The 20,286-nt window shown below is 52.1% G+C and carries 19 protein-coding genes and 1 pseudogene; 6 read left to right on the top strand and 14 right to left on the bottom strand.

Features of this window, described 5'->3' with window-relative positions; all coding sequences use genetic code 11:
- Positions 1 to 25: 25 nt before the first annotated feature.
- The 12 genes and pseudogenes from traM to ISX59_RS04205 all read right to left on the bottom strand — a co-directional run bounded on the left by traM (position 26) and on the right by ISX59_RS04205 (position 9,454).
- Positions 26 to 1,357 carry a conjugative transposon protein TraM gene (gene traM, locus ISX59_RS04260; protein ID WP_117600396.1) on the bottom strand — a complete coding sequence of 444 codons (1,332 nt, stop codon included), beginning with the start codon at positions 1,355 to 1,357 and terminating at the stop codon, positions 26 to 28.
- The gene (locus ISX59_RS04255) at positions 1,335 to 1,631 is read right to left on the bottom strand and encodes a TraL conjugative transposon family protein (RefSeq protein ID WP_007845742.1); all 297 of its coding nucleotides are present in this window, start codon (positions 1,629 to 1,631) and stop codon (positions 1,335 to 1,337) included. Before ISX59_RS04255 ends, traM begins: the two co-directional genes overlap by 23 nt.
- Positions 1,632 to 1,635: 4 nt before the next feature.
- Entirely contained in the window at positions 1,636 to 2,259 is a 624-nt protein-coding gene (gene traK / locus ISX59_RS04250) for a conjugative transposon protein TraK (RefSeq protein WP_004308760.1), read from the bottom strand.
- A 20-nt stretch (positions 2,260 to 2,279) separates the two neighbouring features.
- On the bottom strand, positions 2,280 to 3,275 hold the full coding sequence (gene traJ, locus ISX59_RS04245) for a conjugative transposon protein TraJ (RefSeq protein ID WP_220575693.1): 996 nt from the start codon (positions 3,273 to 3,275) through the stop codon (positions 2,280 to 2,282).
- A gap of 19 nt (positions 3,276 to 3,294) precedes the next feature.
- Positions 3,295 to 3,921 carry a DUF4141 domain-containing protein gene (locus ISX59_RS04240; protein WP_032543308.1) on the bottom strand — a complete coding sequence of 209 codons (627 nt, stop codon included), beginning with the start codon at positions 3,919 to 3,921 and terminating at the stop codon, positions 3,295 to 3,297.
- On the bottom strand, positions 3,921 to 4,271 hold the full coding sequence (locus ISX59_RS04235) for a DUF3876 domain-containing protein (protein ID WP_004326111.1): 351 nt from the start codon (positions 4,269 to 4,271) through the stop codon (positions 3,921 to 3,923). Before ISX59_RS04235 ends, ISX59_RS04240 begins: the two co-directional genes overlap by 1 nt.
- A gap of 11 nt (positions 4,272 to 4,282) precedes the next feature.
- Positions 4,283 to 6,796, bottom strand: a pseudogene (locus tag ISX59_RS04230) (TraG family conjugative transposon ATPase).
- Complete coding sequence (locus tag ISX59_RS04225; RefSeq protein ID WP_220575692.1) at positions 6,793 to 7,128, bottom strand: DUF4133 domain-containing protein; 336 nt, start codon at positions 7,126 to 7,128, stop codon at positions 6,793 to 6,795. Before ISX59_RS04225 ends, ISX59_RS04230 begins: the two are co-directional and overlap by 4 nt.
- A 10-nt stretch (positions 7,129 to 7,138) precedes the next feature.
- Positions 7,139 to 7,435, bottom strand: coding sequence for a DUF4134 domain-containing protein (locus ISX59_RS04220; protein WP_004308755.1), 297 nt, complete (start codon positions 7,433 to 7,435; stop codon positions 7,139 to 7,141).
- 168 nt (positions 7,436 to 7,603) lie between these two features.
- Positions 7,604 to 8,266: a hypothetical protein gene (locus tag ISX59_RS04215; RefSeq protein ID WP_202194701.1), complete on the bottom strand. Its 663-nt coding sequence runs from the start codon at positions 8,264 to 8,266 to the stop codon at positions 7,604 to 7,606.
- A 2-nt stretch (positions 8,267 to 8,268) separates the two neighbouring features.
- A complete protein-coding gene (locus tag ISX59_RS04210) occupies positions 8,269 to 8,670 on the bottom strand; it encodes a DUF3408 domain-containing protein (RefSeq protein WP_055295403.1) in 402 nt (133 codons plus the stop codon).
- A 1-nt stretch (position 8,671) separates the two neighbouring features.
- Positions 8,672 to 9,454 (bottom strand): ParA family protein, encoded by a 783-nt coding sequence (locus tag ISX59_RS04205; RefSeq protein ID WP_055295405.1) that lies wholly within the window; start codon positions 9,452 to 9,454, stop codon positions 8,672 to 8,674.
- A 569-nt stretch (positions 9,455 to 10,023) separates the two neighbouring features.
- Between ISX59_RS04205 and mobA the strand changes: the two genes are divergently transcribed.
- The 4 genes from mobA to ISX59_RS04185 are packed head-to-tail and all read left to right on the top strand — an operon-like array spanning position 10,024 to position 15,116.
- Positions 10,024 to 10,446, top strand: a complete 423-nt coding sequence (gene mobA, locus ISX59_RS04200; protein WP_055295407.1) for a conjugal transfer protein MobA — start codon at positions 10,024 to 10,026, stop codon at positions 10,444 to 10,446.
- Positions 10,431 to 11,699 (top strand): conjugal transfer protein MobB, encoded by a 1,269-nt coding sequence (mobB, locus tag ISX59_RS04195; RefSeq protein WP_220575691.1) that lies wholly within the window; start codon positions 10,431 to 10,433, stop codon positions 11,697 to 11,699. Before mobA ends, mobB begins: the two co-directional genes overlap by 16 nt.
- A 17-nt stretch (positions 11,700 to 11,716) precedes the next feature.
- A complete protein-coding gene (gene mobC, locus ISX59_RS04190) occupies positions 11,717 to 13,726 on the top strand; it encodes a conjugal transfer protein MobC (protein ID WP_055295410.1) in 2,010 nt (669 codons plus the stop codon).
- Positions 13,727 to 13,784: 58 nt separating this feature from the next.
- On the top strand, positions 13,785 to 15,116 hold the full coding sequence (locus ISX59_RS04185) for an ATP-binding protein (RefSeq protein WP_055295518.1): 1,332 nt from the start codon (positions 13,785 to 13,787) through the stop codon (positions 15,114 to 15,116).
- 150 nt (positions 15,117 to 15,266) lie between these two features.
- Here the strand turns inward: ISX59_RS04185 and ISX59_RS04180 are convergent, their stop codons facing one another.
- The gene (locus ISX59_RS04180) at positions 15,267 to 15,983 is read right to left on the bottom strand and encodes a DUF6088 family protein (protein WP_055295412.1); all 717 of its coding nucleotides are present in this window, start codon (positions 15,981 to 15,983) and stop codon (positions 15,267 to 15,269) included.
- 250 nt (positions 15,984 to 16,233) lie between these two features.
- Between ISX59_RS04180 and ISX59_RS04175 the strand changes: the two genes are divergently transcribed.
- Complete coding sequence (locus ISX59_RS04175) at positions 16,234 to 17,556, top strand: DUF4099 domain-containing protein (RefSeq protein WP_055295414.1); 1,323 nt, start codon at positions 16,234 to 16,236, stop codon at positions 17,554 to 17,556.
- Positions 17,557 to 17,582: 26 nt separating this feature from the next.
- Complete coding sequence (gene topB, locus ISX59_RS04170; protein WP_055295415.1) at positions 17,583 to 19,670, top strand: type IA DNA topoisomerase; 2,088 nt, start codon at positions 17,583 to 17,585, stop codon at positions 19,668 to 19,670.
- A gap of 97 nt (positions 19,671 to 19,767) precedes the next feature.
- Here the strand turns inward: topB and ISX59_RS04165 are convergent, their stop codons facing one another.
- On the bottom strand, positions 19,768 to 20,286 hold the full coding sequence (locus tag ISX59_RS04165) for a dihydrofolate reductase family protein (protein WP_004326099.1): 519 nt from the start codon (positions 20,284 to 20,286) through the stop codon (positions 19,768 to 19,770).

The raw sequence follows: 20,286 nt of genomic DNA, 5'->3' as shown, positions 1-20,286 counted from the left end.
GAAATTTTAACGGTTGATAAAATGGTTATTGTTGTTTGGCGTAAAGCATGACTTTATAGCCTGCTTTCAGCTTCACTTTCACGGTTCGGAACTTCTTGGCGAGGTAGCCGGACGTTCCTTGCAGCAATCCCCTTGTCACGTCCATAGCCACCTGCTGCCCGGCACTTTGGGCAAAGGAAATGCTTGTACCCAGCCCGCTTCCGATATTCGCCATAGCTTCGTTGAACGCTTCCTGCTCCATAGAGGACGGTACGGAAAGCCCCTTTTGCCCGTCCGTGTCGAACACGGCGAGTTCCACCGGGATGATGTTGCCAGCGTACTCAATCGAGGACACCAGTATGTCGAGCCGTTCGCCCTGCACTTTTGCCGTTCCCGCCACGAGGGTATTCTTCGGCACAACGATATTTCCCGCCTGCATGGGTTCGAGCAGCCGTAGTTTCACCGCCTGCCCGTCCACCAGCGTTTGGTCTTGGTGTATGCAGGCGGCTACCGTGTTCTTTCCCATAGCGTACCCCGTGCCTACCGCCGTGTTGAAGCCGTAGTTTCGTGGCTGGCTGTAAGCCCGGATGAAGTCGGCATCGCTCACGGGCTGCTGCAATCCCGAAACGGTCGTTTCCCGGATAGCCTGCACCGGAATAGCCGGAGTGCCGATACCGCCGCCGTTCTGCCCGGCTGTCGGTATTTGGGCAATCTGCCCCCTTTGTCCGTCCTGCCCGTTCATGTACTTTGCCGCCAGCTCGTAGGACTTTTCCAAGAGTGCCATTTGGTCGTCAGCCGTAGGCGTGGCGTTCTGCTGCTGTTTCAGTCGGTCGGTCAGTTCCGCCACCTGCCGTTTCAATTCCTCTTTTTCCTCGTCCACAGGGGGCGTTTCGTAGAACGTGCTTAACTGGCGGTTGATGTCCCGGTAAGCCGCCCTTGAAGAAGCACCGCCGCCCCTTTGTGGCTTCGGATCTTCTTCCGGCATCAGATTGATTTCCTCTTGTGGTTCTTCCGTATCATCGTCCAGCGTGAAACCGAAGTCCTGCAAGGATTGTATCTTGTCCTGCTGTTTGCGGTTTGTCACCGCCTGCTCGTAAGCCTTTTGCTTGTCGGCTATAATCCCGTCCTCTGCGGGCAAGGGTATGTCGGCATTGAAGCCGCCCACGCTTTCCACATTCACGTCCTCTTTGCCGGAGGGTGCGAATATCAGGTACATGCACCCTGCAAAGGCAAGGAACATCAGCGGGAAGACTATCATTTTCCTGCGCTGCTGCACCTGCTGCGGGGTAAGTTCCCGTTTGGGTTTATCTTCCTTTTTCGGCTTCCCGTCCGCCTGCGGTACGGTCGTGCCGTTCTCATTCTTCTGTACTTCTTCCATATTGCGGTCTGTTTAACGGGTTGATACTTTGGGTTGTGTCATTGCCGTGCAACGGCAGTTGTCTGATGTGTTCTATTTGCAGCCTTTGCCCGTCCCGTTTCCCGATATTGTAGATTGATGAAACGGTGATGTAGATAGACAAGCCGCCGAAAAAGAAGAACATCAGGAGGATAACCGCCAGCCTTTTGCCCGGCGTAATCCGTCCGCACATTCGGCGCAGGCGGTCGTCCGCCCAGTCCCGCACCTTTTCGATGTGGTTTCGTTTTCTCTCCATAAGGCTATCTTTTAATGGTCTGCAAATCCTTGTTCTCGGTAATGGTGAACGCTTCGATGATGAAGCCGTGCGGGTTGTTGTCGCTTCGTGTGGCGTTAAGCAACCGGCACGAGGTCACAAGGCTTCGCACTGTCAGGCTGCTTTCCCGGACAATCAACTGGCGGGCATACGTGTTCACCTTGTAGGGGTACTGGTCGAAGTCGCACTTCACGCTGTCAATCTCCACCGTCTGCGTGACGTTTCCGGAAATCACCCGGTTGTAGTAGCCCTTTTCCGCCAAGTCCTTGTAATAGTTGAAAGCGGTCTTGTCGGCGAGAAACAACGAGCGTTTGATGTTGCTTTCGATAGCCCCCTTTTCGGGTGATAAGGTGAAGAAAAGTTCGTGGAAACGCCGCACGTGCGACTTCGCTTCCACGGGTCTGTTCTGCGCCATGTCCTGCGAGAGTGCCAGCATCAGGCTTTTGCCGTTGTCGAGGACGTATATCTTCTGCCGCTGCTTTTCGGCGAAGCTGTACGAGTTCCACACGGCAAAGCCCGTCACCAGTGCGCACAGGCAGATGAATACCAGCGCAAAGAGCCTGATTTGCCGGAAACTCGTTTCGATGTTCGTTAATGACTTAAATTCCATATACTAAATATTGATGTTGGTTATTTGAGTAGTTTCCCGGTTACTTTCCCGCTTGCCGCACCGACCGCAGCCCCGGCGATTGAACCAGCCCGTGCCACGTTGCGGTTATAGGCAGACGTACCGCCAGCCGACACTATCCAGCTTGCCACCGTTGGAATGGTGAAGTAGCCCACGATGCCGATAATCATAAAGATTATATACACGGTGCTGCTCCCGTCCGGGATGAAATCCGGGTCTGAAAGCTGCTCGATGTCTTTTTGGAGCATCAGGGTTTGTATGCGTGCCAGCACGCTGCTGAACAAGTCCGACACGGGCAGCCACAGGAAAATGGAGATATAGCGTGAAATCCACCGGGTCAGCGTGCTTTGGAAACCGTCATAGACGGAAATCGCAAACGCCAGCGGACCCAGTATGCTTAACACGATTAGGAAGAACGTGCGCAGCGTGTCTATAATCAGCCCCGCCGCCTGAAAGAGCATTTCCAATAACTCCCTGAACCAGTCCCGGACGGACTTCTTTATATTATAAGCCGTCCTGTCCATGTACATGCCCGTCATAGTCACCATGTCGGAGGGCGACCAGCCCAGTTCTTCCAGTTGTCGGTCAAATTCCTCGTCCGATGCGAGGTAAGCCGTTTCGGGGCTTCGCATCAGGGCTTCATATTCCAGTCGGTCTTTCTGCGCCCGGTACTCGTTCATGTCGAAAGTCTGCGTTTCCATAAGCTGGTTGCACCCTTTTACCACTGGCGACAGCACCGTGTTGATAGTCCCCAGCACGAACGTGGGAAAGAACATGATGCACAGCCCCAACGCAAAGGGACGCAGGAGCGGGTACACGTCTATGGGTTCGGCACGTGCGAGCGACTGCCACACTTTGGCGGCTACATAGAACAAAGCTCCCAGCCCGGCTATCCCTTTGGCTACCCCCGTCATGTTGCTGCACAAGGGCATCATTTCATCGTACAGCACCCGCAACACTTGGTGCAGGTTGTCAAAATCCACCGTTGCTAATAACATAGGCATACCGATTTATATGTTACCAGTAGCGTTCATCCGCCGAGCCGTAGAGAGCCAGCACCCGGTCGGTGTCGTTCTTCTTCTTCGCCCGCAGGTAGGACACGGATATGTTCTTTCGGGTGTAGTAGTTCACGAGGTTGCGGTAGTTGAGCAGGCTTTTATAGGCGTTGTTGATTACCGCCAGCCTTTCGGCATCCGTCAGCGACATGCCCGTCACGTTCACTACATTCTTCAAGTCCTGCAACACGTCCGCACTTTCGGAGAGCAGCTTGGCGTACCCGGCTGAAATGGCGGTGAGTTCATCCGGCGTGTAGTTCGGATCTGCCAGCATGTTCTGATAGTTTCGCACGTAGATTTCGGATATTTCCGCCACCAGTTCAATGGACTTCTTCACCTTGATGCCGCCCTTGACAACATCGTGTACCGCTTTGAGTGCATCGTAATAGACTTTTCCCTGCTGGAAAATCTTCTGCGCTTCCATGAAGCCGTCCAGCGTGTTTTTGGCTGTGGTGGAAGTCTGCACTATCTGCTTGGTGGTGTTGATGATGCCCTGCGCCAAGTTGCCGGGGTCTGACACCACCCACTGTGCGGATGCCTTGCCGATGAAGCAAAGGCACACCGCCATAAGGAGAATTGTTCTTTTCATTATCTTTTGTTTTCAGGGTTTGTAACTCGTTTGTATTCGCCGCCGGGCATGAGCGTTATCCGGTCGGTCTTTTTGTCATAGGTGAACTGTATGCGGAAGCCCGTTTCGATGAACAGGCAGCCGTTCCGTTCTGTTACCGGGTAAGCCGTTTCCAGTATTCTGCCCCTGACATTCGCTTTCCGGGTGACGGTGTATCTGCCGCCCGTTTCCGAGAGTGTGAAAGCCGGGTGTCCCCTGACGTGTACCCAATAGCCCTGCATCCTTTCCAGCTCCTTGCTTCCGCTGTCCTCGCAGCCCGCCAGCAGGCAGGCGGACAATAGCGTGTATATCAGATTGTCAATCCATTTCATGTTCCTAATTTTTAAGTTGTTGATGATTGGGGATTTCTTTTGCTTTCTGCAAGCCGCTTGATAGCCAGTTCAAGGTTGCCGCCCAGCTTGTCGGCGAGGGCGAACAGTTCCATTTTCTCGCTTTCCTCGGTCGTGTACGTGTAATATTCTTCCAACGAAACTTCCGTGGCATATACCGCCGATTGTGTGCCGCCCAGCGAGAAGAACACTTCCTTGTACTTCCGTCCGGGGTGGTTCGCCATGTTGATAGACAATATCTGCGAACGCTCCTTGTCGGTCAGTCCCAAGAGGTTCTATATGCTGTCAAACTTGTTGAGATATTTTCGCTGGTCTAACAAAATCTTGCAGTCCGAGTTATTGATGATACTTTCTTTCACGATAGGGGAAGAAATAATATCCTCTACCTCTTGCGTGACTACAATCGCTTCCCCGAAATACTTTCGGACTGTTTTGTAGAGGTAGCGGATATAGTCCGCCATGTTCGCCGATGCAATCGCTTTCCACGCTTCTTCAATTAGTATTAACTTCCTTATCCCCTTTAACTTGCGCATTTTGTTTATAAAGGCTTCCATGATGATGATAGTCGTTATCGGGAATAAAATCTTGTGGTCTTTGATATTGTCCAATTCAAAGACAATGAAGCGTTTATGCAGCAAATCCAGCTCCTTGTCGGAGTTCAGCAGGTAGTCGTACTCACCGCCACGATAGTACGGTTCAAGCACGTTCAGGAAATTGTCAATGTCAAAATCCTTTTCCCTGACATTCTTCCGTTCAAGCTGTCGGCGGTATTCGTCCCGGACAAACTCGTAGAACGTGTTGAAGCAGGGTGTTACCGACCTGTCGCCCGTGATACGTTCGATATAGGCACTTACCGCATTGGACAACGCCACTTCTTCCGACCGTTTGGGGGCTTCATCGTCCCGCTTCCACAGGGTGAGTATCAGGGTCTTGATACTCTCTTTCTTCTCGATGTCAAATACCCCGTCCTCGACATAGAACGGGTTGAACGCTATCGGGTTCTCGTTGGTGTAGGTGAAATAAATCCCGTCCTCGCCGTGCGTGCGGTTGTGGATAAGCCGGGACAGCCCCAAGTAACTGTTACCCGTATCGACCAGCAGCACGTGCGCACCCTGTTCGTAATACTGGCGCACCATGTGGTTGGTAAAGAAGGACTTACCCGACCCGCTCGGTCCAAGTATGAACTTGTTTCTGTTGGTCGTGATGCCTTTCTTCATGGGCAAATCCGATATGTCGATGTGCAGCGGGCGACCGCTTACCCTGTCCACCATTTTGATGCCGAACGGCGAAAGCGAACTCTTGTAGTTCGTTTCTTCCACGAACAGGCAGAGAGCCTGCCCCAAGAACGTGTAGAAACTTTCCTCTGCGGGGAAGTCGGCTTCGTTGCCGGGTATGCCCGCCCAAAAGAGCGTGGGCGTGTCGGTGGTGTTGTGGCGTGGCTTGCACTCCATTAATGCAAGCTGGCTTCCCACATCGTTGCGTATGCGTTTGAGTTCTTCCCGGTCATTGCTCCATGCCATGACGTTGCAGTGGCAACGCACCGAGATAAGCCCCTTGCTGTGCGCTTCGTTCAGGTACTCGTCTATCCACTCCTTGTTCACTTGGTTGGCACGGGAGTAGCGGGAGAGCGATTGCATATTCCGGGCGGTCTGCTCGAAGTTCTTCAGGTTTTCGGCGTGGTCGTCTATGAAGATGAACTGGTTATAGACGTGGTTACACGACAACAGCACGCCCACCGGGGCGGCAAAACTTAACCTGCAATCGCTCCGGTCAGTGGACAGTTTCTCAAATCGGCAGTCCGTCCCGACCTTTCCGGGCAAATCTTCCACGTCCGAAAGCGTGTGCAGGCACAGTATATCGTCCCCGACCCGCATTTCTTCCGGGTACAGCCCGATGTCTTTCAGGCAGGTGGTATCTGTCTGCGAGAGCGAGAAGTATTTCTCGATGATGCCCGCCTTTCCGTCCTGCCCGGTGATTTCCGATGCCGCCAGCCGGGTAAGGGTGACAAAACCGCTGTCGTTCATAATCCTTTCAAACTGCCCGACCGCTTCGATGAACTTTGCCGCCGCTTCCTTGTCGGCTATCTCCTGCGGAACAATCCTTCCCCGGCAAAGGGTGGAGAAGTCGCTCTGTCGGCGGCTTCTCTCCCTTGTCGTTTTCGTCAGGAACAGGTAGCAGTAATGGTTCAGGAACGGGCGTTCATTGAAGTGCCGTTCAAAGGAGCGGCTTAAAAAACTAAGCTCGTCCCTTTCCGTGTCGGGCTGGTAGTTCTCCTTGATGAAGAAGTCCTGCTTGTGTACTATGGAGTAGTCGGGCAGCACCTTGATTGCCTTATACCATGCCGAATGTATGGCTTCGTACTCGGCACTGGTGACGGTGAACAGTTCGGGCAGTTCCACCCTGAAAGCCACCGTTATGTCCGCATCCTTTGAAATGATGCAACCGTTCTCCACCGCCAAAAGTGGAAATTTCCTTTCCAGCGTGGTAGCCTTTAACATATTCCTCATGTTCTTTCTTCCTTTCTTCTTTTGTAGTTGAACAGCCGGGGTATCTCCTTTCGGCTAATAATGAAGCGTGGGTGTCTTTTGCGTGCGGCAGCTTTCATCAGCCCGTGCGTGCCGTACTTGGCGTTGAGCCGGAACGTCTGCCACACGAGCAGCAGCGAAGCCGACACGATGAAACCGATACATAGCCACTGGTTCACGCCTGCCATGAACAGGACGATGAACACCACGAAGACGGCGAGCAAGCCGCCGCAAAAGATAAAGAGGTACTGGCTTTTCAGCCCCTTGAACTCCACTGGCTTCCCGATACCCCTGTTTACCGGATATTCAGACATTGCCGCCTTTTTAGAGGAAGAACGAACGCAGGATAGTGGCGGCGACAATCAGGAAGATGCACGCCCCGAACCAACTGGCGGCAGTCTTTGAGGTATCGGGGTCGCCGCTTGAAAACTTGTTATATACTTTTACCCCGCCAATCAAGCCGCAGACCGCCCCGATTGCGTACACCAGTTTTGTTCCGGGGTCAAAATACCCGGTGATTAGGTTCGTGGCTTCGGTGATGCCCGCCTGCCCGTTTCCTTGTGCGTAGGCACTTACCACGGCGGCAAGTATAGCCGCCGACAAGAAGATTTTCTTTCTCATTGTGATTTGTTTTTAATACCGGGCGGCGGGTGGATAGTCCGCCTTTCCCGGCTGGTGAATAATTTGAAATTTTAGTGGTCGGGGATAGTCCCGTTTGTCTGTTTGTTTTCAGGTTGCCAATCAACCGTAATCCCGTTGTTTCATGCTGTCAGGCTTATAATTATTATATTATAGGAAATCGTTCATGTCGAACGCTTCGTGTTCCTCGCTTGTATCGACAGTTCCGGCAGGGACAGCAGCCGCAGCCAGTTCCGCTTCGTTGCGTCCCAGCAGTTCCGCCACCTTTGCCAGCCCGCCGTTGATGTTCTCCACCACCGCATCGTAGAGGTTCGTCCCCTCAATGCTTGCCAGTGTCCCGGCGGTTTGCCGTTTCTCCGCTTCGGTGGGGTTGTCGGCGTTCGCCGTGCGTACCGCTTCGCCCAGTTCATCGAAGCTCACGCCCGTAGCCCGCCCGGTATCATCGTCACCGTCCATGTACCCGGCTATTTCCTCGTCCTCGTAGTCGGGTTCGTCATTCTCGTAACCGGGCGTTTCTTCCGCTTCGGCTGCTGTTTCCGGAATGTTTTCTTCCGGCTGTCCGTCAGCCTGCGGCGCAAAAATAGTATCATTTTCAGCCGCTTGCGGGAGGTGTCCCGATTTGTCCTGCGCTGTCCCGATTAGTCCGCCCTTGTATCGGCTTTCACCTATCAGCGTGTAGCCTGAAACCCCGTTTCGTGGGAGTGGCGCATCATCCGTTCTGCCCGTTGATGTCCGGCTGTCCGTGTAGCGATACCACAGCCATAGGGCGATATAGTACACCAAAAGCCCGGTAAGTATGCAATAGATTATCATAGTCAGACAGGCTTTTGGAAGTGGCTTTCGTACAGGGTGTTTATCTCGTCTTGGTACTGCTCGAAGTGCCGCAGCAGAATGTTTTCCACGTAGCTGCTTACCGTCACCTTGCGCCCGCCTATCACCGTCACGATACGCATCAGCTTCTCGTGCGTGGTACGGCTCACGTACAAGGGCTGTCGGTCTGCCAGTTCCACTTTCTGAAAGTAAGTTTCCTGGTAGTCGCCCGAACCGCCCTTGCGCCTGCGGGGTGTCGGTTTCTCTACTTGCACCGTTTCTGTTTGTGTTTCTTGCGGTACATCATTCGTCTTATTATTATCTTGTTTACTGGGAACACCCTGCGAGATAAGCTCTTTCATGAAATCCTCGTCTATCTTCGGCATCCCGCCGCTTTGCTTTGCCATATCATTTTAATTTGATGTAGTACACTATTTCGGTTATCAGTTCTTCCAAGTTGCTTCCCCTTACCAGCGAGCGGCTGGCGGGAAAGAGCGTGGAGCGGAACACTGCCTTTTTATCCGCCACCAGTTCCTTTTTGTAGCGTTTGGTATCGGGGATAAAGGTTTTCATCAGCGGCAGTTCCAGTTCCTTAATGGTCTTGTCGTAGGCGGTGTAAAGGTCTGTTTTCTCCCTACCGTCCACCATGTTCCAAAAGAGGTACAGCCCGGCAAGTCGGCAGGCTTCATTCCTTACCAATAGCTTTTGGATAGCCATTGCGAACGACAGGCTGCTTTCCAGCACCACCTTGTCGGCGGAAATGGGTGTGAAAATGTAGTCCATGCCTGCAAGGGAGTTTATCACGCCCTCGCTGTTCACCGTGCCGGGCAGGTCGAAAAACACAATATCCGGCACGTGTCCGGCGGCTATATGTTCGTCAGCCGTTGCAATCGCCTTTTCAGGTGAACTGCACAATACCGGGTAGGCTTTCTTCCCCAGTCGGGTAAACTGTTCATACGCCATTCGCTTGTAATCTTCATCCGCCCCGACCTGCTCGGCATCCCGCTTTCGCATCCCGGCAATGGAGTGTTGCGGGTAGTCGCAATCGACCACCGCCACATCGTAGCCTTTGAGGTAGTAGAGGTAACTCGCCGCCAGCACGGTAAAGGTGGTTTTGCCGACTCCGCCCTTTTGGGTGGAAAAGGCGACATAAAGGGGTGTTTTCTCGTTTTCCATATTGCTTTCGTTCATTATTGGTTGATAGATTTATTTATTGCTTTCAATCAATCCAGCCATATAGCTTTCTTTGTTTCCATATTGCAATCTTGAAATATTGAAAGACTGTTTTATTTCAATCTTGTTTTCCAGCTTTCATTCTTTCTTGAAATATTGAAATCCTGCAATCACGTTTTCTTGAAATCCTGCTTTCTATCCTGCTTTCTTGCTTGAAATATGGCTTTCAACCTTGAAATCTTCTGCAAATAAAAGGAGAAAAAACGTTCGTTTTTAGATGTGTCCCGATTTGTCCTGCGCTGTCCCGATTTGTCCACCAACCGCCTATTTTACAGCATTATAAATCACCGTTACTTTGCAGCGGAGTAACGAACCGCAGGGGGCAAAGGTGTAAAACCGGGCTGGTGAACGGCAGGGCTTGCCGTTCCACGCTAACCCCAATCCGTCCGTGACGGATTTCGATTTTCGTCAGAAAATAGCAAGGTGTGTTTTGTATGCTACAAAACCGTTTTCCGTGCCTGAAAACGCCTTGCCCCTTGCGGGGGTAAAAATCACTCCGAAGTCGTAATTTTTTAATTGAAAGAAGCATGGAAACAAGAAAACCTAACAAGGGCGGTCGCCCCGCCCTCGCAGACCCGGCGAAGCATCGCCATGTCCTTTACCTGAACGACCGGGAGAATGCCCGCTTCCTCTCGCAATGGGAGCAGTCGGGCGTTACGAGCAAGTCCCGTTTCATCGCCGCCCGGCTGTTCGGCGAGCCGTTCCGGGTGGTGAAAGTGGACAAATCGGCAGTAGAATATTGCGCCCGGCTGACCGAATTTTACGCCCAGTTCCGGGCGGTTGCAGTCAATTACAACCAAGTCGTAAAGGCGTTGCACAGCAACTTTTCGGAGAAAAAGGCACTGGCTTTTCTCTATAAACTGGAGAAAGCGACCACCGAACTGGCGATGTTGAACCGTCAGGTTATCGACCTGACAAACGAGTGCAGGGAACTATGGTTGCCAAAATAAGCACGGGCGGCAATATGTTCGGCGCACTGGCTTACAACCAAAACAAGGTGGACAGCGGGGAAGCAAAGGTGCTTTTCTCCAACCGGATGCTGTTGAGCGAGGACGGGAATTTCTCTATCGGCGAGTGTATGCGCAGCTTTGAAATGCAGATGCCCGTCCAGCTATCCACCAAGAAGCCGATACTTCATATTTCCATAAACCCGCACCCGGAAGACGTGCTGACCGACCAGCTGCTTTCCGACATTGCCAAAGAGTATATGCGGAAATTGGGCTATGGCGACCAGCCCTATTTGGTGTACAAGCATACCGACATCGACCGCCACCACATCCACATCGTGGGGTTGCGAGTGGACGAGAACGGCAAGCCGCTGAATGACAGGTTCGAGCATCGGCGCAGCAAGCAAATCACCCGTGAGCTGGAAAAGAAATACGGGCTGCACCCGGCAGAGCGAAAGGAACGTGCCGAACGCCCGGAACTTAAAAAGGTGGACTATGCCGCCGGGGACGTGAAGCACCAAATCGGCAATACCGTGAAAGCGGCTTGCTATGGCTACCGCTTCCAGTCGTTCGGGGAGTACAAGGCTTTGCTTGCCGCTTACAACGTGTGCGCCGAGGAAGTCAAGGGTGAAGTGAACGGCAAGCCCTATCAGGGCATTGTCTATTCCGCCATGAACGACAAGGGAGAAAAGGCGGGCAACCCGGTAAAGGCTTCCCGCATCGGCAAGTCGGTGGGTTATGAAGCGGTGCAGCGCAGAATGGAGAAATCGGGCGAAGCAATCAGGAACGGGAAACTGAAAGAGCGCACCCGGAAGATTGTAGCCACTGCCATGCAGACTACCCGCAGCCGCAAGGAACTGGAACAACAGCTAAAGAAGCAGGGCATTGACGTGGTATTCCGTCAGAATGACAGCGGGCGCATCTATGGCGTTACGTTCATCGACGACGACAGCCGGGTGGTGCTGAACGGTTCACGCTTGGGCAAGGAGTATTCGGCGAACGTGTTCAACGAACGTTTTTCGGGCGAAACCGGAAAGATGCACCAGCCCGAAGTGTCAGCACCGCAGCAAGACCAGCCCACGCATCAGGAACAACCGGGCTTCACGCCGAAATCCGACATCGTTTCGGGCATGGCTTCCGTGCTGGGTGCTTTCGGCGGTTTGCTGGGCGGCGGTGCATCTGGCGGTGACGAGCCGCAGGACACCGCCCGCCAAAAGAGAAAGAAGAAAAAGAAGCGCACAAGGCGCATTGACTAACTTAAAAACATACAATTATGCAGCAAGAGGATGATTTGAGAGGGCTTGCAAGGGTCATGGACTTTATGCGGGCTGTCAGTATTCTATTCGTGGGAATAAACGTGTACTGGTTCTGTTACTCCACCCTGAAAGAATGGGGAGTGACGTTTGAAGTGATAGACAAGATACTGTGGAACTTCCAGCGCACCACCGGGCTGTTCTCGTCCGTCCTTTGGACGAAACTTTTTGCGGTGGTGTTCCTCGCCCTGTCGTGCATCGGCACTAAGGGCGTGAAAGAGGAAAAGATAACGTGGGCGAAGATACATTGCAGCCTTGTGGCGGGTGTCGTGTTGTTTTTCCTGAACTGGTGGCTGCTGGAACTTCCGCTGCCACATACGGCGGACACTGTGTTTTATATCGCCACGCTATCGGCGGGCTATATCTGTATGCTCATGGCGGGTACATGGATGTCCCGGTTGTTGAAGAACAACCTAATGGATGATGTCTTTAATACAGAGAACGAGAGTTTCATGCAGGAAACAAGGCTTATCGAGAACGAGTATTCGGTAAATCTGCCTACCCGGTTCTACTATAAGAAGAAATGGAATAACGGCTGGATAAATGTTGTGAACCCGTTCCGTGCCAGCCTTGTGTTGGGTACGCCGGGCAGCGGCAAATCGTATGCAGTGGTAAATAGTTACATAAAACAGCAAATCGAGAAAGGTTTTGCGCTCTACTGCTATGATTATAAGTTTCCCGATTTATCGGAAATCACTTATAATCATTTGCTTAACCACTTGGACGGGTATAAGGTAAAGCCCAAATTCTACATTATCAATTTTGACGACCCACGCAAGAGCCACCGATGCAACCCGATAAACGCCAGTTTCATGTCGGACATTGCGGATGCCTACGAAGCAAGCTACACGATAATGCTTAACCTCAATCGAAGTTGGATAAGCAAGCAGGGCGACTTCTTCGTGGAAAGCCCGATTATCCTGCTTGCAGCCATTATTTGGTACTTGCGCATTTATCAGGGCGGCAGGTATTGCACGTTCCCGCACGCCATAGAGTTGTTGAACAAGAAATACGCCGATGTTTTCACGATTTTGCGCAGTTATCCCGAACTGGAAAACTATCTTTCCCCGTTCGTGGATGCTTGGGAAAGTTCGGCAGTTGAACAGTTGCAGGGGCAGATTGCCAGTGCGAAAATCCCGCTTTCAAGGATGATTTCACCCGCCCTTTACTGGGTAATGACGGGCGATGATTTTTCACTTGACATCAACAACCCGAAAGAGCCTAAAATCTTGGTTGTCGGTAACAATCCTGACCGCCAAAATATCTACTCGGCGGCACTGGGATTATATAATTCCCGTATCGTGAAGCTGATAAACAAGAAAGGTCAGCTTAAAAGTTCGGTGATAATAGATGAATTACCGACTATATATTTTCGTGGGCTTGATAATTTGATTGCCACCGCCCGAAGCAACAAGGTTGCGGTTCTGTTGGGCTTTCAGGATTACAGCCAGCTTACCCGTGACTATGGGGACAAGGAAAGCCGTGTAATCCAAAATACGGTGGGCAACGTGTTCAGCGGTCAGGTAGTCGGTGAAACGGCAAAAATACTGTCCGAGCGTTTCGGAAAGGTGTTGCAGAAACGGCAGAGCATGACAATCAACCAGCGGGAAAAATCCACCTCGATAAGCACCCAAATGGACAGCCTGATACCCGCCAGCAAAATATCCAACCTCACGCAAGGTATGTTCGTGGGTGCTGTGGCGGACAACTTCGATGAACGGATAGAGCAGAAGATTTTCCACTGTGAAATCGTGGTGGACAATGAAAAGGTGAAGCGGGAAACCGCCCGTTACGTGAAGTTGCCGCAGATAATCGACTTCACCGACAAGGACGGCAACGACCGGATGCAGGAGGAGATACAAGCCAACTATGACCGCATCCGTCAGGAAGTCCGGCAGATTGTCGAGGACGAGATAACCCGGATTAAGAACGACCCGGAGCTATGCCACCTTATAAAAGAGGAAGAATAACCGATATTCTTTCCTGACAGACAGTATTTTTACTAATTTTGCAGACAAAGAAATGATTATGAATGAAAACCAAAATACGGAATGGAAAGAAAGCTGGCGTGACGAGTATCTGAAATGGATATGCGGCTTTGCCAACGCCACAGGCGGCAAGATATATATAGGTATGAATGACAACGGTAAGGTAGTCGGCGTTGCCGATGCCGACAAACTGCTGGAGGATATACCGAACAAAGTGCGTGACGTGCTGGGTATCATCGTGGACGTGAACCTGCTGGAAGAAAACGGGCTGAAATATATCGAGATTGACGTACCGCCTTATTCCAATCCTATCAATTACAAAGGTCAGTACCACTATCGCAGCGGCAGCACGAAACAGGAGTTGAAAGGTGCGGCGTTGAACCGTTTTATCCTGCAACGTACTGGCAGGCATTGGGACGAGTTTCCCATAGAGTGGGCAGGCATAGAGGAACTTTCCCCCGGCGCATTGAACCGTTTCCGCAAGGAAGCGGCGAGAAGCGGGCGTGTGGACGAAGATGTGTTGAAAGATACTACCGAAAATTTGCTGCACGATTTGCGGCTGATTGACACCCAAACCAACCGTCCGACCCGTGCCGCCTTGCTGTTGTTCCACCCCGACCCGGAACGCTTTGTAACCGGGGCTTATATCAAGATAGGTTTCTTCCGGGATGATAAGGGTAACTTGGAGTTTCAGGACGAGGTTCACGGCTCTTTAATGGAGCAGGTGGATAAGGCAATGGATTTGATAAAGACCAAATACCTGATTTATCATATATCATACGAGGGAATTTCCCGGCGTGAAACACCGCAGTTCCCGGTGGAAGCTATCAGGGAGTCACTGATGAATTGTGTGGCACATAAAGACTATGCCAGTGCCGTACCCATTCAGATTAGCGTGTTCCCCGACCATATCACCTTTTGGAACGCCGGACAGTTACCGGAAAGCTGGACGACCGAAAAACTTTTTGAAAGCCACCCGTCCTCTCCCTATAACCCGCTAATCGCCAACGCCTTTTTCAGAAGCGGGGATATTGAAAGCTGGGGACGTGGCTACAAGCGTATCTTGGAAGCTGTCAGCGCATACAAGTTGTTGCCACCCAAACTTGAAATGTTAAGCGGTCTGATGATTACCTATTATACCGATATACGTTCGCAGCTATTGGCGCAGCGAGTGGATGAAAGGTATATACCCATTATTGAGTATGCCGCCCAAAATGGGAGTATAAATAATTCAGATGTGCAGAATTTGTTAAATACCAGTAAAACTACTGCTTATCGAATTTTGTCGCAACTGGATAACTGGCTGGAAATACAAGGAACAACAGGAAAAGGCACTCATTATACACTTAAAGGGTTCACAAAGGGTTCATAATTGAATGTTTTTGCTTTTATGAAATGCTGAACTTCCTGTTTAACAAGCATTTGAAAACCATTAAAAGGGTTCACAAAGGGTTCATCGAAAGAGAGTGATTGATTTCACTCTCTTTTTTATGCTTAATTTCGCAACCATTGGTTGAATATTTTATCTTAATTGCGTTTTTCTTGTTTTATAATCCAAGTTGAACCGTGTCGTGGGAAGAATGGTCTTTGCCATTTCTGTTTGCAATACGGTTTGTCTGATGTCGCCCAGTATGTCCGCCACCACCTTTCTGACACGTGGCGGGTAACTTTTCGCCAAAGATACGATTTTTTCCAGTTCCAGCAGGCTATACCCGTTGAAATATTGGCTCTTGACCCGGTTGTAGATGTCCTGCCCGGTTGTTCCGGGTATGCGCTTCATGTCCTTTATCGCATCGAGCAGCCGCAAGTACGGGACAAGGCTTTCATCCGGGTAGTCCATGCAGTAGGCTTTCACGCACTCTATATCCAAGTTCTTGAAACGGAAACGGCGAACCGGGTTAGGAGTGGCTATCGTTATGGTTGTGGCTACCTGTTCGGTCAGCCCCATTTTGTTATAGACGTAAGCACCCGTGATATAGCCGTTCAGTTTTTCAGTCAGATAGCGGAACTGTTCATCCTGATAGACAGGCAGCTTTCCCAGTCCCAGCACTGATTTCTTGGGACGATAGTACGCCCCCTTTTCAACCCGTACCAGTACCCCTTTGCGGCTCTGTTCGGAAAGTAGCACCGCAACATTGGCGGTCTTTTCCGTTTCAAACGACAAATCCCGGAACGTGAATATACGCCCGGTATCTATCCGTTCAATCTGCCCAAGTATCTCTTTCCTGAATGAAGCCATATTTATGTACTTTGTTTCTATGAAGCAAAGATAGTATATTATGTAATCACCTGAAAAAACATAACAAATATTTTGCCGAAGATGTTTTTTATTTCTCCAACTATTGGTTGGATATTTTTTTATTCACTCGGACAAATTGGGACAGTACCGGACAAATTCGGACAGTCCTTGCCGCCCGTCCAAATATAGCATATTTAGTCGCTACCTTTGGGCGGGACTATTCCCGTAACCACTAAAATTCCAATTATTTATGGCAAACAGAATGACCCCGCCCGCAGAGGGGCAGGAAAAAGACGTGCTGCTGGTCTTGGATAAACAGCAGGGAAAGGTGAGTGCCGTTAAGGGTATCGACAAGGACGGCAATTTGCAGACCGTGCCACCCACTACCGGACACGGCGGCGAGTTCATGCAGGTGGACAAGAACAGCGATGTGTTCAGCAACTTCATTTCCAACTTCTACCGCAAGTATCAGGACACTTCCGGGCTGGAACTGTTCAGCGTCAAGGCTTCCGAAGCGGAGCGGGACGCAAAGGCAATCGAGGACAACCACCGCAACCCTACACCGGAGGGTGACAAGCGGGCTGAAATGCTTCGAGTTCCGAAGCCCGACTTCCACGAGTTCAAGCAGGGCTACCGCTTCGACCCGTCAAAAATCGACTGGGAGAACCTGAAAAAAGTCGGCATCACCGCCGACACCCTGAAAAACACGAGGGACTTCGACCGGGTGATGCGTGGCTACAAGTCCCGCAACACTTACACTGTTTCGGGGACGGTGGGCGGCTTCTATCTCAAACCTACCGATGTCAAGATCTCTTTCTATCAGGCAAAGGACGGCACGGTAGTACCCAAGCTACACGGCGTGCAGCAGGACGAAAAACTGTTGCAACGCCCGTTCCATGAACACGAGTTCACCAAGCAGGAACAGGGCAACTTGCAAGGCACTGGCAACTTGGGCGGCATCGCTGAAATCAAAGACCCGAAAAGCGGCGAGCAAATCCCCGTGTTCGTCAGCCGGGACAGGTACACGCACGAACTGGAGTATATGCGGGCTGACAAGTGGAAATGCCCCGATACAATCTGTAACGTGCAAGTCAGCCCGGAACAGAAAGCCGCCTTTGAAGCCGGGCAAGCGGTGAAAATGGAAAACCTGCAATTCAGGGACGGCACGCAGCGCAGTGCCTATTTGCAGGTCAGTGCGGTGGAGCGTGGCTTGGAGTTCCTGCCCCGTGCCGCCGTCCAGTTCTTGCAGCAGTGGCAGCAGCCCGCAGAGCGGCAGGTCGCCGGGCTAAAGGACGGCAAGGGCGTTGAGTTCAACGGTCATGTACAGCCCGGCGCACAGGGCAAATCCCCCGACAAGGTGCAGCCGAAAGACGTTACCCCCACCGCCGAGAGCCGGACGCAGGTAGCGGTCAATTCGGGGGGCAAGACCAACGAAGCCACCAAGCAGGGCAAAGAGCCGTTGAAACAGGGTCAGGACAAGCCCACCGCCAAGCAGAAAGAGAAGCAGGAGAAAGCGCAGGACAAGAGCCTGAAAGCTGACAAGCCCAAGAAGTCCAGAGGAATGAAAATGTAATATCCACCATTAAAAAGTAAAGAATTATGATTGCATTGATAGCAGAGAAGCCCAGCGTGGCAAAGGACATCGCCCGCATCATCGGGGCGACCGGGCGTAATGACGGTTATCTTTCCGGTAACGGGTATATGGTGACATGGGCGTTCGGCCACTTAATCCAGCTTGCCATGCCGGAAGCCTACGGCGTGGCGAACTTCCGCAGGGAGAGCCTGCCCATACTGCCGCCCGATTTTCAATTAATCCCCCGTCAGGTGAAAGCGGAGAAAGGTTACAAGGCAGACCCCGGCGTGCTGAAACAGTTGAAAGTGATAAAGGAAGTGTTCGACCAGTGCGACCGGATTATTGTCGCCACCGATGCCGGGCGTGAGGGTGAGTTAATCTTCCGCTATATCTTCCATTACCTGAACTGCCGGAAACCATTTGTGCGCCTGTGGATAAGCAGCCTTACCGACAAGGCAATCCGTGAGGGGCTGGATAACTTGCAGCCGGGAGAGCGTTACGATAACCTCTATTTCTCTGCCAAGTCCCGCAGCGAAGCGGACTGGCTGATAGGGATAAACGCCACCCAAGCGTTGAGCGTTGCCGCCGGGCAGGGGGTGTTCTCGCTGGGCAGGGTGCAGACACCCACGCTCGTGATGATATGCAGCCGCTATTTGGAGAACAAGAATTTCGTACCCGCCAAGTTTTGGCAACTCAAAGCGGCGACTGCCAGCGGGGGAATAAATTTTACCGCCCAATCGACCGCCAAGTGGGAACAGCAGCCCGAAGCCATAGCCGCCCTGCAACGGGTAAAGGATGCCGGGCAACTTGTGGTTAAATCCGTTGAGAGGAAAGAAGCCTGCCAAGAACCGCCGCTTTTGTACGACCTTACCACGCTGCAAAAGGAAGCGAACACGAAGCTGAACTTCTCGGCTGACAAGACGCTTTCCATAGCGCAAAGCCTGTATGAAAAGAAAGTGATGTCCTACCCAAGAACCGGAAGCCGCTATATTCCGGAGGACGTTTTCGATGAAATGCCGGAACGTGTCGCCCTGCTGGGGCAATACTCCCGCTTTGCCGGGTATGCCGCCGGGCTGGACGGCACACCCCTGAACCGCCGCAGCGTGAATGACGGCAAAGTGACCGACCACCACGCCTTAATCATTACCGAGAACCTGCCCGGCGAACTTTCCAAAGACGAGCGGGCGGTTTACGAGCTGGTAGCCGGGCGTATGCTGGAAGCCTTTTCGGGCAAGTGCGTGAAAGACGTTACCACCGCCTTGCTGTCAGGGGGAGATACCGACTTCACGGTGAAAGGGTCTGTGATGAAAGAAGCCGGGTGGCGTGCCGTGTTCGGCGAGCAGGAAACGGGCGGGGATGAAGAAGCCGCCAGCCTGCCGCCACTCCAAGAGGGAGAATGTTTGCCACTCTCCGGCGTGGATCTGCTCGAAAAGCAGACCAAGCCGAAACCGCTGCACACGGAAAGCAGCCTGTTGGCGGCAATGGAGAACGCAGGCAGGGAACTGGAAGATGCCGAACTGAAAGCCAGCCTGAAAGATGCCGGGATAGGCACGCCCGCCACCCGTGCGGCGATTATCGAAACGCTGTTCGCCCGCCAGTACATCGTGCGTGAGAAGAAGAACCTTGTGCCTACCGACAAGGGGCTTGCCGTTTATGGGATTGTCAAGGACAAGAAGATTGCCGATGTCGAAATGACGGGCATGTGGGAAACCGCCCTTGCCAAGATAGAAGCGGGCAGCATGGATGCCGACACGTTCCGGAAGGGCATCGAGGTGTACGCAACGCAAATCACCGCAGAACTGCTATCGGTGCAGCTATCTGTCGCTACTGGTGAAACCTGCCCCTGCCCGAAATGCGGCAGCGGGCGCATCCTGTTCTACCCGAAAGTGGCGAAGTGTTCCAACGTGGACTGCACGCTTACCATATTCCGCAACAAGTGCGACAAACAGCTTTCCGACAAGCAGATTGTCGAGCTGGTGACGAAACACAAGACCGGGCTAATCAAGGGCTTCAAGGGCAAGAACGGCAAGGCTTTCGATGCTTCGCTGGTACTGGACGAGCAGTTCAATGTCGGTTTTTCATTCCCCGAAAAGAAAGCGAAACCGAAGAAATAGCCTATCTTTGCCGCTGAAATTTCATTGTGATAGGTTTTACAGCTTATAATAATTGAAATTTTAGTGGTTGCGCCCGGAGGGAAACCGGGCGCATTTTTTATATGTTCCCGCCAAACAGGTAGGTCGAACAGACCACCCCGTTATCCAGCACCCTGCTTTCCGAGAGCTTCCACAGCGAGCCGGATGTTTCCCCGACAAAACCGATGCCTTTGCCCGCCATGACCGGGACGGTGTAGATTGTCAGGCTGTCCAGCAGTCCGGCTTTAATCAATGAAGTAAGCAGCTTGCCGCCACCCACCACCAGCATGTCGGTTTCCTGTTTCAGTTCATAAACCCTTTGCAGCGGTTCTTCGGTCAGGAACTCCACCCCGCAGTCCGGTGTAACGTTGGTGTCGTAGTGTGACACCACAAAAGACCGTTTGCTTTTGTGCGGCCACCCGCCCCAGTGTTCAAAGATGTAGTTGTAGGTGTTCGCCCCCATAAGCAGGCAGCTTGCGGCGGCGTGTTCCCTTGCCGCCAGTTCCTTGACCTCACGGGGCATCCAGTCCAGTTCATAGTCCGGCGTGGCGGTATGCCCGTCCAGCGATACGGCGATGTGCGCTTTGATTTGTTCCAT

This window comes from Bacteroides sp. FSHCM14E1, from assembly GCF_019633785.1.
Lineage (GTDB): Bacteria > Bacteroidota > Bacteroidia > Bacteroidales > Bacteroidaceae > Bacteroides > Bacteroides hominis.
Note: the sequence above shows the minus strand (reverse complement) of the source record. Positions and strands in the feature narration are given on the sequence as shown.

Excerpts from the sequence above, each read along its gene's own strand:
- traM (WP_117600396.1), bottom strand. The coding sequence starts at position 1,357 with ATGGAAGAAGTACAGAAGAATGAGAACGGCACGACCGTACCGCAGGCG.
- ISX59_RS04255 (WP_007845742.1), bottom strand. The coding sequence starts at position 1,631 with ATGGAGAGAAAACGAAACCACATCGAAAAGGTGCGGGACTGGGCGGAC.
- traK (WP_004308760.1), bottom strand. The coding sequence starts at position 2,259 with ATGGAATTTAAGTCATTAACGAACATCGAAACGAGTTTCCGGCAAATC.
- traJ (WP_220575693.1), bottom strand. The coding sequence starts at position 3,275 with ATGTTATTAGCAACGGTGGATTTTGACAACCTGCACCAAGTGTTGCGG.
- ISX59_RS04240 (WP_032543308.1), bottom strand. The coding sequence starts at position 3,921 with ATGAAAAGAACAATTCTCCTTATGGCGGTGTGCCTTTGCTTCATCGGC.
- ISX59_RS04235 (WP_004326111.1), bottom strand. The coding sequence starts at position 4,271 with ATGAAATGGATTGACAATCTGATATACACGCTATTGTCCGCCTGCCTG.
- ISX59_RS04225 (WP_220575692.1), bottom strand. The coding sequence starts at position 7,128 with ATGTCTGAATATCCGGTAAACAGGGGTATCGGGAAGCCAGTGGAGTTC.
- ISX59_RS04220 (WP_004308755.1), bottom strand. The coding sequence starts at position 7,435 with ATGAGAAAGAAAATCTTCTTGTCGGCGGCTATACTTGCCGCCGTGGTA.
- ISX59_RS04215 (WP_202194701.1), bottom strand. The coding sequence starts at position 8,266 with ATGATAATCTATTGCATACTTACCGGGCTTTTGGTGTACTATATCGCC.
- ISX59_RS04210 (WP_055295403.1), bottom strand. The coding sequence starts at position 8,670 with ATGGCAAAGCAAAGCGGCGGGATGCCGAAGATAGACGAGGATTTCATG.
- ISX59_RS04205 (WP_055295405.1), bottom strand. The coding sequence starts at position 9,454 with ATGAACGAAAGCAATATGGAAAACGAGAAAACACCCCTTTATGTCGCC.
- mobA (WP_055295407.1), top strand. The coding sequence starts at position 10,024 with ATGGAAACAAGAAAACCTAACAAGGGCGGTCGCCCCGCCCTCGCAGAC.
- mobB (WP_220575691.1), top strand. The coding sequence starts at position 10,431 with ATGGTTGCCAAAATAAGCACGGGCGGCAATATGTTCGGCGCACTGGCT.
- mobC (WP_055295410.1), top strand. The coding sequence starts at position 11,717 with ATGCAGCAAGAGGATGATTTGAGAGGGCTTGCAAGGGTCATGGACTTT.
- ISX59_RS04185 (WP_055295518.1), top strand. The coding sequence starts at position 13,785 with ATGAATGAAAACCAAAATACGGAATGGAAAGAAAGCTGGCGTGACGAG.
- ISX59_RS04180 (WP_055295412.1), bottom strand. The coding sequence starts at position 15,983 with ATGGCTTCATTCAGGAAAGAGATACTTGGGCAGATTGAACGGATAGAT.
- ISX59_RS04175 (WP_055295414.1), top strand. The coding sequence starts at position 16,234 with ATGGCAAACAGAATGACCCCGCCCGCAGAGGGGCAGGAAAAAGACGTG.
- topB (WP_055295415.1), top strand. The coding sequence starts at position 17,583 with ATGATTGCATTGATAGCAGAGAAGCCCAGCGTGGCAAAGGACATCGCC.
- ISX59_RS04165 (WP_004326099.1), bottom strand. The coding sequence starts at position 20,286 with ATGGAACAAATCAAAGCGCACATCGCCGTATCGCTGGACGGGCATACC.